The sequence below is a fragment of the Pseudogemmobacter hezensis genome (assembly GCF_013155295.1).
In the GTDB taxonomy this organism is placed as follows: domain Bacteria; phylum Pseudomonadota; class Alphaproteobacteria; order Rhodobacterales; family Rhodobacteraceae; genus Pseudogemmobacter; species Pseudogemmobacter hezensis.
On the sequence record NZ_JABJXT010000005.1, the window covers coordinates 1 to 15266 of the forward strand.

Consider the following 15266-nt stretch of genomic DNA (forward strand, 5'->3'; position numbering starts at 1 on the left):
CTGCTTGAGCCGATCGGGAGCATCCCGCCAGCAGAGGCAGAAGCAAACTTCTACGCGGCTCTGGAAATTGAAGACATCGCCGCGTAACTAACCGTAATCAGCCTCCGGCAAACCCGGAGCGGTTCAATCCGCTATCGAAAGCGCAGGAGGAGAACCTATTTAAGCCCATCAAGTTCGTGCCCATTCAAGGCCTCGATCAGGAGGATGCGGACGATCGGATTGTGGCGGAAGCAGTTCGCGTGATGAAGGAGGATCATGCCGCGGGCTACGATCATCTAGTGATGGCGCGAGCAGGCACTATTTCCCGGGCTGCTACTCTTTACCTTAAGTATGCAAGCGCTGCTCCCGACGCCGCCCCGGTCCTAATTCATAGCGAACTCAGTAAAGCTGATCGAGATGCCAGACTAAATGAATTGATGGAGAAGCGAAGCAAGATCGCAGTTTGCGTGGATATGCTGGGCGAAGGCTTTGATCTCCCGGATCTGAAAATTGCCGCCCTTCATGATAAACAGCGGAGTGAGGCGGTCACTTTCCAGTTCGTCGGGCGGTTCACACGCACGCGTAATGATCTTGGCGATGCAACGGTGATCGCCAACATCACCGGCACGGACATTAAAGATTCACTTAGGGCGCTCTACGCTGAGGATGCTGACTGGAATCGAGTCTTGAGCGTTGTCGGAGCCAATCGGACGGAGAAAGAGCGTCGCCGTGAAGAGGTATTTTCGGGATTTTCTGAGGTGCCCGAGCATTTTCCGCTAGAGACTTTAACGCCTCGGATGAGCACTGTTGTTTACAAGACAACCTGTGCAACATGGCAGCCCCATGCTGTTGAAGATCTCTTTAAGGCCGGGTCCATTGTTGAAGGCCCACATATTAATGAGACGGAGCGGATCGCGATCTTCGTCAAAAGAGATGAAGATCGCCTACGGTGGACTTCTACCAAGGAGCCTACGAATGTAGAGTACAACCTCTACATGATCCACTGGGATGACGACCAAGGGCTGCTCTACATTAATAGTTCCCGACTTAAGGATCTTCATGAAGATATTGCGAAAAAAATCTGTGGGTTAGATGTCGAGCGGATCCGCGGCGAGCATATCTTCCGGGTTCTCGACGGTTTCCGTCGAATGGTTTTGATGAACCTTGGCTTAAGCGAAACGCAACGCAAGCCAGTCCGTTACTCTAGTTTCATGGGATCGGACATCGGTGAGCAACTTGATACGTTGCCTGGAAATCGCAACAGAATGAAAACCAATCTCTTTGGGCAGGGCTACACCGACGATGGTAAAACGACGATTGGCTGTTCAGTAAAGGGCAAGATCTGGTCCTACGACAGTACGAACAATTTTGGCGACTGGATAGACTGGTGCCAAAGTCTTGGCCGTAAGCTAACCGACAGCACGATCACAACCGATAAGATTATTCAACGATTGGTCAGACCAAAACGGCAGACGAGCCGTCCCGAGAAGCCTGCGATCGCGATAGCCTGGCCGGAGACCTTCCTCCATCTGCAAGAAGACAAGGTTGATATTGAGGTCGAAGGTGTACGATCTCCCTTCTATGACTGCGATATCGAACTAACATCCTTTAGCGCGACAGGTCCGCTCGGTTTTCGCATTGTTGCTGATGAGAGGGTCGCCAAATTTGAGATGACAATTGATGCATCTGGCGCACACTATCGCCAAATCAGCGGGCATGATGTTTTGGTTCATTTCCGCGGCAAGGAGAAATTTTTGAAAGATAAGTTTGTAGAGGACCCGCCGCACATTTACTTTGCCGACGGTGATATGCTCGTCGATCACGACCTGTTTGTGCTACCACCATATGAGGATCGTCCCGCTTTTGATCTGGATAAGATCGAACCTGTTAACTGGATGGGCGTCAATATTCGTCGGGAGTCCCTTACATCCATGGACGATGACTCGATTCAGGCCTTCATGGCTCGTCGATTGCGCGATAGCGATGCGGAGTATGAGGTAATCTATAATGACGATGGATCAGGAGAAATCGCCGATTTGGTCGCTATGCGATTATCAGGAAATACTCTCAAAGTGGATCTCTTTCATCTGAAATATTCGTCAAGCGATCACCAAGGTGCGCGTGTTGATGATCTCTATGCCGTATGCGGTCAGGCGCAGAAATGCATCCGTTGGCGCGAGCGGCCTGACATTTTCTTGGATCATCTGCAGAAAAGAGAGGCAAAGGCGAGGAGGGGCAGTCGTGCTAGTCGATACCTTGTTGGGTCGCCCGCCAATGTCAATGGATGGGTAAACCGCTGGAAAGAGCTCTCCTATGAATTCGGCGTGACGGTGGTCCAACCTGGCTATGTCAAGACGGACTTCAACCCTAGCCATTTGGAGATTTTTGCTTCGACTGAGGCACTTCTGATGGACACGTGGGGGATGAAATTTCGAGTGGTGGTAGCCGAGCGCAGCTAATCCTCGCAGTTTCAACTTAAAAGATAATTGGTCTCAGATCTGTACAATGCTGTCGTCATTTTGTCATCTTCTCAGGTAAGACCATTTCCAAGGCTGTTTGCTGCATCTTGCATGAGTGACCGTTATCTTGGCTTTGCTGTGATTGCGATGCTGCGACTCGGTCAGACGGCTTTCCGCCCTTTTCGACCTTGTAGGCGTCTCGGTGGCGCTACTTGCTACCGACAGCGTGTCTGGCCATGCAAGTCGTTGGCCAGGTGATTGCTTTTGAAGCATCATGTTTTGAGCGAGTTTGATGGCGCAGTGGTGTGTCATCGGGACCGCCGTTGATTTTGTTGCTGCCTCTAGAAATTTCCTGAATTCGGCACCGCGCTAGTGTGGGGCACTGCGTATCCCGCGTAGGTGCGCTCCATATCTCCCGCTATCGGGCCGCGTGGTCATCCGACTGGTAGACGGTCGGGCCGTGCGGCAACTGTCAGTCAGTATCGGGCTGGGTGCCGACCTCCCGACACGGGCGAGGAGCCCGTTTCGCCATCTGACGCGGGACGCGCCTGTAGCGTGACGCGATCCGGCCAGGGGTTTTGCCCATCGCGCAGCCAGGTCAGCGTTTCACGCCAGAAACTCCGCGCATGGCTGTCGTGGAACAGGTTGAAATGACCGATGCTCTGCCGCCCGTAATCGGCGGGATGCAGCAGCACGGCGGTGCGATCCGCGCCGGTGTAATACCCAAGGGTGCGACGGATGGCGGGAGGGGTTCCCAATTCGTCATCCGAGACCCCGACCGCGAGGATATCCGCGCGGACAGAAGCCATGCGTCGCGTTACCTCCGACCTTTCCGCAACCGGATGCGACAATTCGAAACGCATGCGGCGGAAGGCCCATTCATGGGCGACCCCGGCTGGAAGGTCCTCCAGCCACCCAAGGCGCCGGCCGGGGAAATAGCCGCAAAGCGCTGCAAGTACTGGCATGGCAATATGCCATTTCAGCAAGAGCGCCAGTCGCCGCCGGGGGGCGTAATCGCCCCACCATGCATATTGCGCGCCGATGGTGAGAAGCCGGTCGATCTGCTCCGCTCCTGCCGCGAGGCCGGGAAGAAAGCCGCCGATGCTGTGCCCCACCACGATCAGCGGGCCGCCTCTGCGCCCGGCCATGAACGTCAGCGCCGCCGCGAAGTCCTGCGTTCCCCAGTCCTGCCAGCGATAGCCACACCCGCGCAGATCCGCCGGGCGTGACAGTCCAATGCCGCGATAATCCCAGGTCAGGACGTCGAACCCGTGCATGGCAAGAAAAGCCGCATAGCGGTGATAATACTGCGCGAGCACGCCGGTGGCCGGGTTGATGATGACCCGGCCTTCACGCATTGCCCGGGCGGGCCACAGATGACCATGCAAGCTTACCCCGTCGGCGCATTGGAGCGTGACGGGAGCGTTCGGCGGGGGTTGATGATCGCAACTATGTTCCATGCGCGCCAGCTTAGCAGCGGGTCGGATTGAGTATATTCACTGGTCGGTATATATTTGGCCATGGCTAGGCTGTCTTCCCCCACCCGCGACCGCATCCTCGACGCTGCCGGAAAGCTGTTCTATGCCGAGGGGCTCCGCGCCGTCAGCATGGACGGTATCGCCGAGGCGGTGGGGGTGACCAAGCGCACGCTCTATTATCATTTCCGCAGCAAGGACGATCTGATCGCCGCCTGGCTCCAGATGCGGGACCAGCCCAATCTGGCCGTGTTTCAGCACTGGTTCGCGCGGTCGGAGGGCGATGTGGCCGACAAGGTCCAGGCCATTTTCGACCAGCTGGCCCGTGCCGCACGCCGCCGCACCTGGAAGGGCTGCGGTTTCCTGCGGGCCTCCGTAGAACTGGTCAACCTACCAGGCCACCCGGCCATTGCTGCGGCGCGCGCGCACAAGAAGCGGGTCGAGGCCTGGCTGTGTTCGGTGCTGCGCGAGGTGGGGGACGATATGATTGCGCAGACGCTTGCCCGCCAGGTCATCCTGCTGTTGGATGGCGCCTTCGCGGTCGTCCTGCTGCACCGCGACCCGGAATACTTCGAGGTCGCCGGAGCGGCCGCCGCCGCTCTGATCCGCAGGGGGCGCCATGAGATCCTGAAGGAACAGCGCCGGTCATAAGCACGAAAGGTAATATCAGACTCCAGCGACCAGGCGCAGTTCGGCATGAAATGCGTCAGGTGCACATTCCAACGCTGCGAACGTCAGTTCTCTGGCACCATCGATCACATAAGTGCACCCTCGAGTGCCGGGAACGCGGAACGTATGTGAGGTCAGTCAGCGACCTTCTTCACGAACTGCGACTTTAGCCCCATCTGGCCAATTCCCGGGATTTTGCAGTCGATGTCGTGATCGCCGTCAACCAGTCGGATGCTGCGTACCTTGGTGCCCACCTTCACCACAGAAGAAGATCCCTTGATCTTCAGGTCCTTGATGACGGTGACGGTATCGCCGTCATGCAGCACATTGCCCACGCTATCCCGCACCTCCCGCGTATCTGTGTCTCCAGCCGAACCTGGCTGCCACTCATGGCCGCATTCCGGGCAGGTCAACACCGTGTCCGCCTGATAGGTATAGGCGGATTTGCATTCTGGGCAGGGGGGCAGGGTATCGGTCATGGTTTGGCAATAGAGCTATAAGGTCAAAAATGCCAGATGCGCATGTTCGGGCATCCGCAATATCCTCTCGTGTCTCTGGCTACGGAGCCCCCCCTCAGATTCACTTGGTGGGCGGTTCCGGCTTCAATCTCCCGTCAGTGGATCGAGATGATCCCGTCAACAGCTTTCCATTCTGATGGCCTGATCAGGTGTTGATGCGCGACGCGCACGGAGTGCAGCGGGCCGTGGAGTTTTGCTTTCCAGAATTCCAGAAAGCCTCGCAGTTCCGGGAACTCCGGAGCAAGATCATATTCCTGCCAGATATAGGTCTGGAGGATCCCCGGATGATCGGGCATCCGGTAGTGGATTTCCGCAGTTGTGAGGCCGTAGCCTTCCAGCTGCATACGGAGCTCGCGTCCGTGAATACGGGTCATATCATCCTCCTTCGTTTGATAACCCGGACAGAGGCATGCTGTCCCGGCGAGAGCGAATTTTCAAGATGTTGGGGCGGAGCTCGCGATTTTTTGTCGGGGGAATACAGTCTGTTAGCAGCGACGGGTTGCGAGTGATTTTTTTTGACCTGACCCCTTGAAACCTCTTTTGGGGTTACAGAATTATATGGCGCGCGACGCCTCACGGGTCGCGCGGCCCCGCTCTGGGCCCGGTCTTTCCGGGCCGGTCCGGAGCGGTGGAACCTCTCAAAATCTGTTTGTCCAAGAGGAGAACGATATGACGTTCCGTCCACTGCATGACCGTATTCTGGTCCGCCGTATCGACGCTGAAGAGAAGACCTCCGGGGGGCTGATCATCCCCGACACCGCCAAGGAAAAGCCCCAGGAAGGGGAGGTCCTGGCTGTCGGCTCGGGTGCCCGTGATGACAGCGGCACGCTGATCCCGCTCGACGTCTCTGTCGGGGATCGCATTCTGTTCGGCAAATGGTCCGGTACCGAGATCCGGCTTGATGGTGAGGATCTGCTGATCATGAAGGAAAGCGATGTGATGGGTGTCATCGACCAGCCCGCCGCCGCGAAGAAGGCCGCCTGAGGCCTTCCCCTGCAATCCAGTCGAAGAAACTGCCTGTAGAGGAGAAATCAGAAAATGACTGCGAAGGAAGTCAAATTCCACTCTGACGCCCGTGAAAAGATGCTGCGTGGCGTCGATATCCTTGCCAATGCCGTGAAGGTCACGCTTGGCCCCAAGGGGCGCAATGTCGTGATCGACAAGAGCTTCGGAGCTCCGCGCATCACCAAGGACGGTGTATCGGTCGCCAAGGAAATCGAGCTTGAGGACAAGTTCGAGAATATGGGCGCGCAGATGGTGCGCGAGGTTGCCTCCAAGACCAATGATGCTGCCGGGGATGGCACCACGACGGCGACGGTTCTGGCGCAGGCCATCGTGCGCGAGGGCGCGAAGGCTGTTGCTGCCGGCATGAACCCGATGGATCTCAAGCGCGGCATCGACAAGGCGGTCGAGGCCGTTGTCGGTGAGTTGAAAGCGAATGCCCGCAAGGTGACGAAGAACGACGAGATCGCCCAGGTCGGCACGATTTCCGCCAATGGCGATGCGGAGATCGGCGGTTTCCTGGCCGAGGCGATGCAAAAAGTCGGCAATGAGGGCGTCATCACGGTCGAAGAGGCCAAGACCGCGATCTCCGAGCTGGAAGTGGTCGAGGGCATGCAGTTCGACCGTGGCTATCTATCACCCTATTTTGTGACCAATCAGGACAAGATGCGGGTCGAGTTGGAGGACCCCTACCTGCTCATTCATGAGAAGAAGCTCTCGAACCTTCAGGCGCTCGTCCCGGTCCTTGAGACGGTGATCCAGTCCGGCAAGCCGCTCCTGATCATCGCCGAGGACGTCGAGGGTGAGGCTTTGGCGACCCTGGTGGTGAACAAGCTGCGCGGCGGGCTGAAGATCGCGGCGGTCAAGGCTCCGGGCTTTGGCGATCGGCGTAAGGCAATGCTGCAGGATATCGCCATTCTCACCGGCGGCACCGCGATCAGTGAGGAACTGGGCATCAAGCTGGAAAACGTCACGCTCGATATGCTCGGCCGTGCGAAGAAGGTCGTCATCGACAAGGACAATACGACCATCGTCGATGGGGCAGGCACCAAGGCCGATATCCAGGCGCGCGTCAGCCAGATCAGAGCCCAGATCGAGGAGACCACCAGCGACTACGACCGCGAGAAACTTCAGGAGCGGCTGGCAAAACTCGCAGGCGGTGTTGCGGTGATCCGTGTTGGCGGTGCAACCGAAGTCGAAGTGAAGGAGAAGAAGGACCGCGTCGACGATGCGCTCCACGCGACCCGCGCTGCCGTGGAGGAGGGCATCCTTCCCGGGGGTGGCACGGCGCTTCTGCGCGCGGCGAAGGTTCTGGACAGTATCGCGACCGAGAATGCTGACCAGAAACACGGCACCGAGATCATCCGGCAGGCCATCGAGGCCCCGGTTCGTCAGATCGCGGCCAATGCCGGTACCGAAGGGGCCGTCATTGTCGGCAAGCTCCGGGAAAGCTCCGAACCGACCTGGGGCTGGAACGCCCAGACTGGTGAGTTCGGCGATCTCTATGCGCAGGGCGTGATTGACCCGGCAAAGGTGGTCCGGACTGCTCTGCAGGACGCAGCTTCGGTTGCGGGGCTTCTCATCACCACCGAGGCGATGATCGCAGAAAAGCCGAAGAAGGAAACAGCGGCTCCTGTTCCCGCAGGCGGAATGGACTTCTGAGGTGAAAACCAGACGGCCTCGCCCCAGGTATGGGGCGAGGCCACTGACCTTCGCGCCGAGGTCGCGTCCCGGAGGTTCGAATACTTACCGCCATAGCCCCGCAGTCTGACTGCGGGGCTATGGTCATCCTGACCTTCTCCTCGACTCCTGAGGGCTCCCGCTTGCCTGGTTACATAGTGCTGCGGGTGGCGTTTGTCGGTGGGACAGGCAATACGCGCTTGAGAATGTCGGCCAGAGTTACGACGCCAGCGACGCGGTTTTCATTCATAACCACCGCCAGTTGAACGCTTGCCGCGCGCATATTTGCCAAAGCCTCATAGATCGGTGTTTCGGCTTTCAGGATGAATGCCGGGCGCGCCAGGCTGGTGGCGGGGATCTTGTCGTCCTTCAGCAGGAGGTCCCGCACATGGATGACGCGCGGTTCGCCGGCTCCGCCAATGAGCAAGCGCATATGCGTGGATTTCGAAGCGATTTCGCGGACCTCTGCCACGGTTGCGTCCGGTTTGACGGTGGTCACGGAATGGCCGGCTGCGATGATGCTCTGGACCGGCATGGTGCCGAGGTCGATCAGACCGGAGAGCTGACGGCGCAGGCCGGGTTCCAGCGCGCCAACCTCGGCGGAATGCTCGACAAGCTGGCGGATGGTGGCTGCGTCCTGTCCTCCTACTGCGGCGCTTTCGACCGGTTCGACGCCGCTCGCCCTGACCAGACGGTTGGCGATGTGGTTGATCCAGCGAAGGAGCGGGCGCAGCGGCCAGATATAGGCCTGCGCAAGGAGGCTGATCGACATTGCCGATTTCTCGGGATTGGCAATGGCCCATGACTTCGGGGCCATCTCTCCGACCACCAGGTGCAGAAAGGTGACGAGCAAGAGAGACAGGAAGAAGGATGCGCTTTCCGCCAGCCAGCTGGCGGCCCCCCATTCAAGGAGGAGCGGTCCAAGCGCGTAATGGACCGCAGGCTTGGTAATGGCGCCAAGGGCAAAGGTGCACAGCGTTATCCCGAGTTGCGCCCCGGCCAGCATCAGGGTCAGGTCATTCATGCCACGCAGTGCCGCACGGGCAGAACTGCTGTTCGGGGCCAGCTCTTCCAGCCGGTGCCGCCTCGCGCCGAGCAGCGCAAACTCGATGATCACGAAGAAAGCACTGAGGACGATCAGCGCGATTGTCGCGAGGGTAACAACAAGCGGGTCGGTCATTGGTCCTGCTCCGTCTCTTCGACAAGTTTGACGCGCACGAGGCTTGGGACATGGCGCGCGATGCGCAGGACATTCACCTCCAGCCAGCGGCGGACCGGCGCGTCGGATACGAGATCGGCGCCCTCGGTCGGCAGATCGATGCGAATGGTTTCGATCTTGGTGGGCAGGCGGCCCAGTTGCGCGATAAGCAGACCGGCAATCGTTTCGAAATCGCCGCGGGGCAGGTCATGGTTCAGGGCCCGTTCCACCTCATCCAGGTGAACATCGCCTTCCATAACCCAGACATTCTCGGCTTCTTCCTGGACCGGCGTGATAGCACTTTTGTCGAATTCGTCGGTGATCTCACCCACGACCTCCATTGCGATGTCCTCGATGGTGAGAACCCCCGCGAAACCGCCATATTCGTCGATGACGCAGACCATCTTGTTGCCGGACTTGACCAGCGTGTCGAGCGCGGCGGGAAGCGGCATCAGGGTCGGCACGATGGAGACTGGCCGCATCACCGATGTGGCAGGCGCGTCAGGCCTGCCTGCATTGATCTGCGGCAGAATGTCGGCCAGATGCACCACGCCGACGGGCACGTCATCGTCATTGATGACCGGGTATCGTGTGTGCCCGGTGGCCATCATCTTCTGGATCTCTGCAATGGTGGTGTCGGGGTCGATCCAGTCGGCCTGGGCGCGCGGCACCATTGCGTGCTCGACATCGCGATGGGGGAAATCTAGGATGCGGTCCATCATCAGCGACAGTTCGACCGGAAGGTCACCGCTCTCGCGCGATTCCGCGATGATATGTGGCAAATCCTCGGCCGAGGCGCTGACGTCCAGATCATGCACCGGTTCGATCCGCAGCAGTCGCAGGAACAGGTTGGCCGATTTGTCAAAGAAGGTGATCAGCCAGCCGAAGATCTTCAGATAAGCTTGGGTCGAGGCCGCGAGCCTTTTGGCCATGGGTTCGGGATCCGCGATGGCCAGGTTCTTCGGGTAGAGTTCGCCAAAGATCATCTGCACGATGGTGGCGAAGACGAGGGTCAGCGTGGTGCCGACTGCGATTCCTACGGTTTGCGGCACGCCAATGCCGCCGAGAAGCAGGCCCAGTGACTGGCCCACCAACGGTTCCGCGACATAGCCGACCATGAGTCCAGTGACCGTAATACCCAGTTGTGCGCCCGAGAGCATGAAGCTGGTGCGTTTGGTGACCGCGAGCGCGCGCTTCGCTCCGGCGTCTCCGCTTGCGGCCTGCGCCGCCAGACGGGTGCGGTCGACGGCCATATAGGAGAATTCCTGGGCAACGAAATATGCTCCGGCCGCGATAATGACGAGGATCACAAGAAGGCCGGCAAGCAGAAGTAAGAGGGGCTCAATCATCGGAGGGCATGTCTCAGGGTTGGAGGCAGGACGCCGGAGCCCAAGGCTGCCGTGCGGTGCTGTTGAACGAGTTGGTTTTCTGGGGGGAGCGGCTCACGCGGCAGCAGGGTGCTCGGCAAGGCACTCCTCGGAGGCGCGAAACTATGTTCCGAGAAAACACAGTCCCGTTCAGCGGTGAACGCACCGCTGCGGTAGCGGTCTGGATCGGACCGGGAGAGTTCTGGTTGGTGTTCTGCGGAGGATCGATGTATCGCAGACGGCGTCTCATCGTCCTCCGCGGGACTTCGGCTGGGATCAGGCATCAGGTGCGGTCGTCTGATAGGTAGCGCACCAGAACTCCTTTCCGAAAAGCTTCAGTATCGAACCCGTGGCGCGTCGCGTCTGCAAGGTTGAAACAACATATCATTTTCTTCAGCCTTTTCCCAGTGAGGTCTATGAAACAATTATGCGCAGGTATCTTAGCTATGCGCAGGTATCTTAGCCCTCTAAGATGATGGCCGTGCCGCGGAGATCGGGGTATTTTCTTCCCTACACGCGGCGATTGCCCCCTAACTCCGGATCCGCCACATGTTCGCCCGATCAGGGTTGGGCTCGCAGCGCTCGGCAATGATCAACACCGTTGGCTCGATTGCGCGAGTGGTGAGCGGGCCATTGAACTGCCAGCATTGTCCGGCTTCATAGGGACGATTGCCAAAGGTGCCACTGCCTTCCACAACCGCTACAGCTGCCAGGGGATCCATGAGCATGACCCGTTGCTCAGGGCCGAGCATCTCACAGGCGATGCGGAACGGAAGATGGTCGCCGGGCAGAGATGCAATAGGGCTCGGGACAAGAGTGGTCTGCTGGGAGATTTGTGCCAGCTGCGCAGCATCTGTTGCGGTCAGAGGTATAGCGTCATCATTACCACGCGCGATTTCCACGATTGTCAGGCCAGGACCGAGGGCATGTACGGTCCCTGCTTCGACAACAAACATATCGCCGACCGCAGGTTCGATTTTTCTCAGAAGGGCTGGAAGATTGTTTTCCACCACTGCAGCCCGGAGCTGCTCGGCAGTGCAAGGCTGCTTCAGTCCAAGTTGCAGCCAGGAGCCAGGGGTGGTGTCAGCGATGTACCACCATTTGTCGCCGCGTTCCGGTCCGTACAGAGGATGCACGGCGGGGGTTCCAGAAGAGGCGGTCCGGATCCATCTGACTACAAGCCCGGTCTCGGACGCATCGAAGACCGTCTCGACAGCGGCCTGTTGGCAGTCCGCCTCGCCCATATGTGAGCATGCAGACGGTTTTCTGGGGGGCAGCAACTCTGCCCTGAAGGGCAGGGCTGGGGTGTCAGGTGCGAAGTGGTTTCGGTTTTTCTGTGTCTCGATCAGCATCGGCCCGGTTTCCCAAACGGGTGTTGGAGGGTGATAGTAGTGAAGTGACTGTAATCACCGGACAATATCCGGGGACTTCGCCTGAGATGGGGAGAGCGATCCTGTTTTCAAGATCCCTGAAGCTGTCGAAACCGCGACCGCCGCGCTTCTCCAAGCTGCCGGATAGTTTGTAACGATAACAGCAGTTAACCTCGCCCAGGACCATGCTCGCGAATCCTTTGGTAGTAATTCTGCCTCTCATGCGCTATATGTGTTGAGCATCTTCTGTTTTTCGGACCTGTCCCTTTCGGCTCAGCTTTGGATTTTCAGCTTTGCCGGGCCGCCGCATTTTGTGGGTGGCACCTATGAAAGGAACATCACGATGGCCAATGGCACCGTGAAATGGTTCAACTCCACCAAAGGCTTTGGTTTTATCGCGCCCGAGGGTGGCTCGAAGGACGTTTTCGTCCATGTGACCGCGCTTGAGCGTGCGGGTATCCGTGGCCTTGATGATGGTCAGGCTGTCTCGTTCGATCTGGAACGTGATCGCAATGGCCGTGAATCCGCTACAAATCTCGTACTCGCCTGATATTCGGGTATTGATACAGAGAGCGGGATCGGTGTGATGCCGGACCCGCTGTCCCCGGAATGGTAGAGATGCGATCCGCATATCCCTTCCGCCTTCCAAGAAAGAAATCTGGTTGATTGAAATTAACTGGGGGCAACCCCTTTCCTTTGTCATGTCTCCTGATGGCGATGTGCAGAAGTTCAGCACCATCGAGCAAGTAAAATACTGGTTGCTGAAAAGGTGGCCGATTGCGGACGAGGCGCGCTCGACAGCTCTCCAGCAGGTCGAAGCGGCCATGGATTGTATTGTTCCCGTCGGTGTGGCGCGACGCGCCTTCGTCGCTGCGGCAAGATCGGCCGGCTTTGTACCGGAAAACCTTGTCGGCTATTCGTCCCGGCGTGCGGCCTGACGCCCCTGTTGGGGGACCAGTGCGGCCGTATTCACTGCTGGCCTTCAAATAACAAGGTCCCGGCGGGGAAGGCCTTTTCCCCAGGTCGGATGGTAATTGTTTTGGAAATCGGAGAATCATAATGCCTGGTACATTGAGCAGAGCACGGCAGATTGCGGAAATGGCTTTCGACAAGACCCAGTCGCAGTTTCTGGACCGCACACGCGCATTGGAAGAGCGGGATACCGAGATTTCCGAGCGCGCAGAAAAAACCCGCCGGTTGAGAACAGCACGGCTCGAAAGAGAACAGGCCGGAAAGCTGGTAGCTTCCCTGCCAACAGGAAAACGCATCAAGGCGGTCTGATGGATCGCCCGGATTTCACATCCAAAGCAAAGACAAGAGAAATGACCAAAACCAAAGAATACTCGGATCGCCGCAGCGACGCGAACAAGGCCAAAGCGGCCCTGCTGGAGAAGTTCAGGACTGCCACTGCTGCGCCTGATCTGGCCTCAAAGCGGGCCGAACGTGCTGAGGTGGTGCGGGCACGCGACGCCCGCCGCGCTGCGCATGATGCGGAAAAACTGGCAGAGCAGCAGCGCGTGGCGGCTGAAGCTGCCGCGGCGGTCGAAGAAACATTGCGTCAGAAAGCAGCCGAAGCGGCCGTGATCGAGGCGAGCCAGTCAGACCAGGCGAGACGAATTGCCCTTGTCCTGTCCGATGAAGCTGCACGCAAGGCCGCACGAGATCTTCGTTACGCAAAGCGGAAGTCTGCGCAACTGGTTGCCTGATCTTCCAACTTGAACTGCCAGGGGTGCCATTGCGCCCGAACAGTCGGATGTTCCTCATTCGAAGTCGCTTCGTCGCTCGACGTGGGGCCGCTGGTAAGAGGCTACATCGCTGCGCCTTCCAGTCAGAGACAGACTTCGCGGGCGGGGGGTAATATGTGCTGCCCGCGCGAAGTGTTCAATGCAGTTCCACATTGGCCGGAAACTGCCTCCGAGCCATGCCGCGACGCAGCAAGCCATTGACCTTACTCGCGGCATCATGAGAATCTGATGTTGATATCTGGTGGGCGCGAGGTTTGTCTCAGCGCTGTCTGCAGTGCCGGTTCTGCATTGGCGACCAGATGATGAGACCTTGCATTTCGTTTCTCGGGGAGACCGGTCCCGTCGAGAAGAAGTGACATGATGCTGAAATTCAGGACACAGATTTTTGACGGCCTGATCGCCCTCTGGGCTCTTGTTCTGAGCCCGGCGATACCTGTGCTTGCACTTCTCCGCTGCCCCGGTCTGAACCGTCGCATGATCCGTTTTTGGGCGAGGGGTACGCTTGCGCTTTCGCGTTGGGTGCTCGGGCTGCACATGATCGAAACCGGGAAGGAAAACGTCCCGGATCGGAGGCCATGCTTCTACGCGGCGAACCACCAATCTGCCTGGGAAACGCTGGCTTTCAACGTGTTGATCCCGGACATCTGCATCGTGGCAAAGACCGAACTTGCCCGGATCCCGATCTTCGGCTGGTTCCTGCGCAATGCGCCGATGATCCTGGTTGATCGCGCGGGCGGGGCCAAGGCTCTGACCAGGATGGTGAAGCAGGCCCGACAGGCCGTTGCCGAGGGCCGGTCGGTGATGATTTTCCCGGAAGGAACGCGGGTCAGGCCAAGGCAACACCGTCGTTTTCAGCCGGGGATTGGCGGGCTCTATCGAAGCCTCGGGCTGCCGGTTGTCCCTGTGGCCCATAATTCCGGGCTGTTCTGGACTGGCGAGGGTAAGCGAGCGGGATCTGTTGCGGTATCATATCTTCCTGCCTTGCCCGCCGGATTACCGCCACAGGAGGTCATTGCCCGGCTGGAGGAGATGATCAACGCCGAGAAAGGCCGCCTCGAAGGTCTCGTCGACGCGTGATTGCCTGCCAGCATTCACGACGGCATCCAGCAGAAAAAATCTCGTGTCAGCCCCTCTTGAAACCCGAAACGTGGTTTCTAAATGGATTTTCGCAGGCGGCCCGGATGGGCGTCTGTCGTCGGATAATCCGGCGAAATCATCAACTTGTACCCATGTTGCTCAATGGAGGATGTGGCTATGAGAACCACATTTGACTTTACACCGCTCTTCCGGTCGAGCGTTGGCTTCGACCGGCTCCTGACCACGCTGGAAGCTGCAACGCGATCTGACGCGGCAGACAGTTGGCCGCCCTATGATATCGCGCGGCTGGATGAGGACCGCTATCGCATCACAATGGCGGTGGCCGGTTTCCGCGAGGGGGATCTGACCCTGACCCAGGATCGCAATGTGCTGATCATCACCGGACGCAAGGAAGGTGAGGACAAGGCGCAGTATCTGCATCGCGGAATCCCGGCGCGCGCCTTCGAGCGCCGGTTCGAGCTTGCCGATCATGTCCGCGTCGACGGCGCGTCCCTGACGGATGGTCTCCTTGAAGTCTCGCTGACCCGGGAGATCCCCGAGGAGAAGAAGCCGCGCCGGATCGAGATCGTGCAAGGCACCGACGCTGCGGGCGCTGACCTGCCGCGCATCGGTACCGCCAGGGTTTCTGAAAAGCAGCCGGAGCCGGTCGCAGCCTGACCCCCGACCCAGACCAGATCGCAGACCTGGCCCCGGGCGCGCAACGCGC

16 protein-coding genes are annotated in these 15266 nt (G+C 58.7%); 10 read left to right on the forward strand and 6 right to left on the reverse strand.

From position 1 onward, the window contains the following. Window positions 1-242 precede the first annotated feature (242 nt). Window positions 243-2438: a DEAD/DEAH box helicase gene (locus HOY34_RS06825; protein ID WP_172361193.1), complete on the forward strand. Its 2196-nt coding sequence runs from the start codon at window positions 243-245 to the stop codon at window positions 2436-2438. A 476-nt stretch (window positions 2439-2914) separates the two neighbouring features. Here the strand turns inward: HOY34_RS06825 and HOY34_RS06830 are convergent, their stop codons facing one another. After that, entirely contained in the window at window positions 2915-3796 is an 882-nt protein-coding gene (locus tag HOY34_RS06830; RefSeq protein ID WP_253944275.1) for an alpha/beta hydrolase family protein, read from the reverse strand. Between the two features lie 162 nt (window positions 3797-3958). On the opposite strand from HOY34_RS06830, the gene HOY34_RS06835 reads away from it, so the two are divergent. Next, on the forward strand, window positions 3959-4564 hold the full coding sequence (locus tag HOY34_RS06835; protein WP_172361197.1) for a TetR/AcrR family transcriptional regulator: 606 nt from the start codon (window positions 3959-3961) through the stop codon (window positions 4562-4564). A gap of 152 nt (window positions 4565-4716) precedes the next feature. Here the strand turns inward: HOY34_RS06835 and HOY34_RS06840 are convergent, their stop codons facing one another. Further along, window positions 4717-5061, reverse strand: coding sequence for a zinc ribbon domain-containing protein YjdM (locus HOY34_RS06840; protein ID WP_172361199.1), 345 nt, complete (start codon window positions 5059-5061; stop codon window positions 4717-4719). 134 nt (window positions 5062-5195) lie between these two features. Beyond that, on the reverse strand, window positions 5196-5474 hold the full coding sequence (locus HOY34_RS06845) for an usg protein (RefSeq protein WP_172361201.1): 279 nt from the start codon (window positions 5472-5474) through the stop codon (window positions 5196-5198). A 295-nt stretch (window positions 5475-5769) separates the two neighbouring features. Here HOY34_RS06845 and HOY34_RS06850 point away from each other — a divergent pair, with 295 nt between their 5' ends. Further along, complete coding sequence (locus tag HOY34_RS06850; RefSeq protein WP_172361203.1) at window positions 5770-6084, forward strand: co-chaperone GroES; 315 nt, start codon at window positions 5770-5772, stop codon at window positions 6082-6084. A 54-nt stretch (window positions 6085-6138) separates the two neighbouring features. Continuing rightward, on the forward strand, window positions 6139-7764 hold the full coding sequence (gene groL / locus HOY34_RS06855) for a chaperonin GroEL (protein WP_172361205.1): 1626 nt from the start codon (window positions 6139-6141) through the stop codon (window positions 7762-7764). A gap of 169 nt (window positions 7765-7933) precedes the next feature. Here groL and HOY34_RS06860 read toward each other — a convergent pair whose 3' ends face one another. The 3 genes from HOY34_RS06860 to HOY34_RS06870 form a co-directional block, all read right to left on the reverse strand. Then, on the reverse strand, window positions 7934-8962 hold the full coding sequence (locus tag HOY34_RS06860; RefSeq protein WP_172361207.1) for a hemolysin family protein: 1029 nt from the start codon (window positions 8960-8962) through the stop codon (window positions 7934-7936). Then, window positions 8959-10329, reverse strand: a complete 1371-nt coding sequence (locus HOY34_RS06865) for a hemolysin family protein (protein WP_172361209.1) — start codon at window positions 10327-10329, stop codon at window positions 8959-8961. Before HOY34_RS06865 ends, HOY34_RS06860 begins: the two co-directional genes overlap by 4 nt. 548 nt (window positions 10330-10877) lie before the next feature. Then, window positions 10878-11699 (reverse strand): cupin domain-containing protein, encoded by an 822-nt coding sequence (locus HOY34_RS06870; RefSeq protein WP_172361211.1) that lies wholly within the window; start codon window positions 11697-11699, stop codon window positions 10878-10880. Window positions 11700-12060: 361 nt separating this feature from the next. Between HOY34_RS06870 and HOY34_RS06875 the strand changes: the two genes are divergently transcribed. From HOY34_RS06875 to HOY34_RS06900, 6 genes are all read left to right on the forward strand, one after another. Beyond that, window positions 12061-12267 (forward strand): cold-shock protein, encoded by a 207-nt coding sequence (locus HOY34_RS06875; RefSeq protein ID WP_172361213.1) that lies wholly within the window; start codon window positions 12061-12063, stop codon window positions 12265-12267. Window positions 12268-12379: 112 nt separating this feature from the next. Then, window positions 12380-12655 (forward strand): DUF982 domain-containing protein, encoded by a 276-nt coding sequence (locus HOY34_RS06880; protein WP_253944276.1) that lies wholly within the window; start codon window positions 12380-12382, stop codon window positions 12653-12655. A gap of 160 nt (window positions 12656-12815) precedes the next feature. Continuing rightward, window positions 12816-12998: a hypothetical protein gene (locus HOY34_RS06885; RefSeq protein WP_253944277.1), complete on the forward strand. Its 183-nt coding sequence runs from the start codon at window positions 12816-12818 to the stop codon at window positions 12996-12998. A 41-nt stretch (window positions 12999-13039) separates the two neighbouring features. Then, window positions 13040-13423, forward strand: a complete 384-nt coding sequence (locus HOY34_RS06890; protein ID WP_172361217.1) for a DUF6481 family protein — start codon at window positions 13040-13042, stop codon at window positions 13421-13423. Window positions 13424-13819: 396 nt separating this feature from the next. Next, window positions 13820-14539, forward strand: a complete 720-nt coding sequence (locus tag HOY34_RS06895; protein ID WP_172361219.1) for a lysophospholipid acyltransferase family protein — start codon at window positions 13820-13822, stop codon at window positions 14537-14539. A gap of 177 nt (window positions 14540-14716) precedes the next feature. Continuing rightward, on the forward strand, window positions 14717-15217 hold the full coding sequence (locus HOY34_RS06900; protein WP_172361221.1) for an Hsp20 family protein: 501 nt from the start codon (window positions 14717-14719) through the stop codon (window positions 15215-15217). Window positions 15218-15266: the final 49 nt, after the last annotated feature.

Coding starts and splice junctions, on each gene's coding strand:
- HOY34_RS06825 (WP_172361193.1), top strand. CDS start 243: ATGAAGGAGGATCATGCCGCGGGCTACGATCATCTAGTGATGGCGCGA.
- HOY34_RS06830 (WP_253944275.1), bottom strand. CDS start 3,796: ATGCGTGAAGGCCGGGTCATCATCAACCCGGCCACCGGCGTGCTCGCG.
- HOY34_RS06835 (WP_172361197.1), top strand. CDS start 3,959: ATGGCTAGGCTGTCTTCCCCCACCCGCGACCGCATCCTCGACGCTGCC.
- HOY34_RS06840 (WP_172361199.1), bottom strand. CDS start 5,061: ATGACCGATACCCTGCCCCCCTGCCCAGAATGCAAATCCGCCTATACC.
- HOY34_RS06845 (WP_172361201.1), bottom strand. CDS start 5,474: ATGACCCGTATTCACGGACGCGAGCTCCGTATGCAGCTGGAAGGCTAC.
- HOY34_RS06850 (WP_172361203.1), top strand. CDS start 5,770: ATGACGTTCCGTCCACTGCATGACCGTATTCTGGTCCGCCGTATCGAC.
- groL (WP_172361205.1), top strand. CDS start 6,139: ATGACTGCGAAGGAAGTCAAATTCCACTCTGACGCCCGTGAAAAGATG.
- HOY34_RS06860 (WP_172361207.1), bottom strand. CDS start 8,962: ATGACCGACCCGCTTGTTGTTACCCTCGCGACAATCGCGCTGATCGTC.
- HOY34_RS06865 (WP_172361209.1), bottom strand. CDS start 10,329: ATGATTGAGCCCCTCTTACTTCTGCTTGCCGGCCTTCTTGTGATCCTC.
- HOY34_RS06870 (WP_172361211.1), bottom strand. CDS start 11,699: ATGCTGATCGAGACACAGAAAAACCGAAACCACTTCGCACCTGACACC.
- HOY34_RS06875 (WP_172361213.1), top strand. CDS start 12,061: ATGGCCAATGGCACCGTGAAATGGTTCAACTCCACCAAAGGCTTTGGT.
- HOY34_RS06885 (WP_253944277.1), top strand. CDS start 12,816: ATGGCTTTCGACAAGACCCAGTCGCAGTTTCTGGACCGCACACGCGCA.
- HOY34_RS06890 (WP_172361217.1), top strand. CDS start 13,040: ATGACCAAAACCAAAGAATACTCGGATCGCCGCAGCGACGCGAACAAG.
- HOY34_RS06895 (WP_172361219.1), top strand. CDS start 13,820: ATGATGCTGAAATTCAGGACACAGATTTTTGACGGCCTGATCGCCCTC.
- HOY34_RS06900 (WP_172361221.1), top strand. CDS start 14,717: ATGAGAACCACATTTGACTTTACACCGCTCTTCCGGTCGAGCGTTGGC.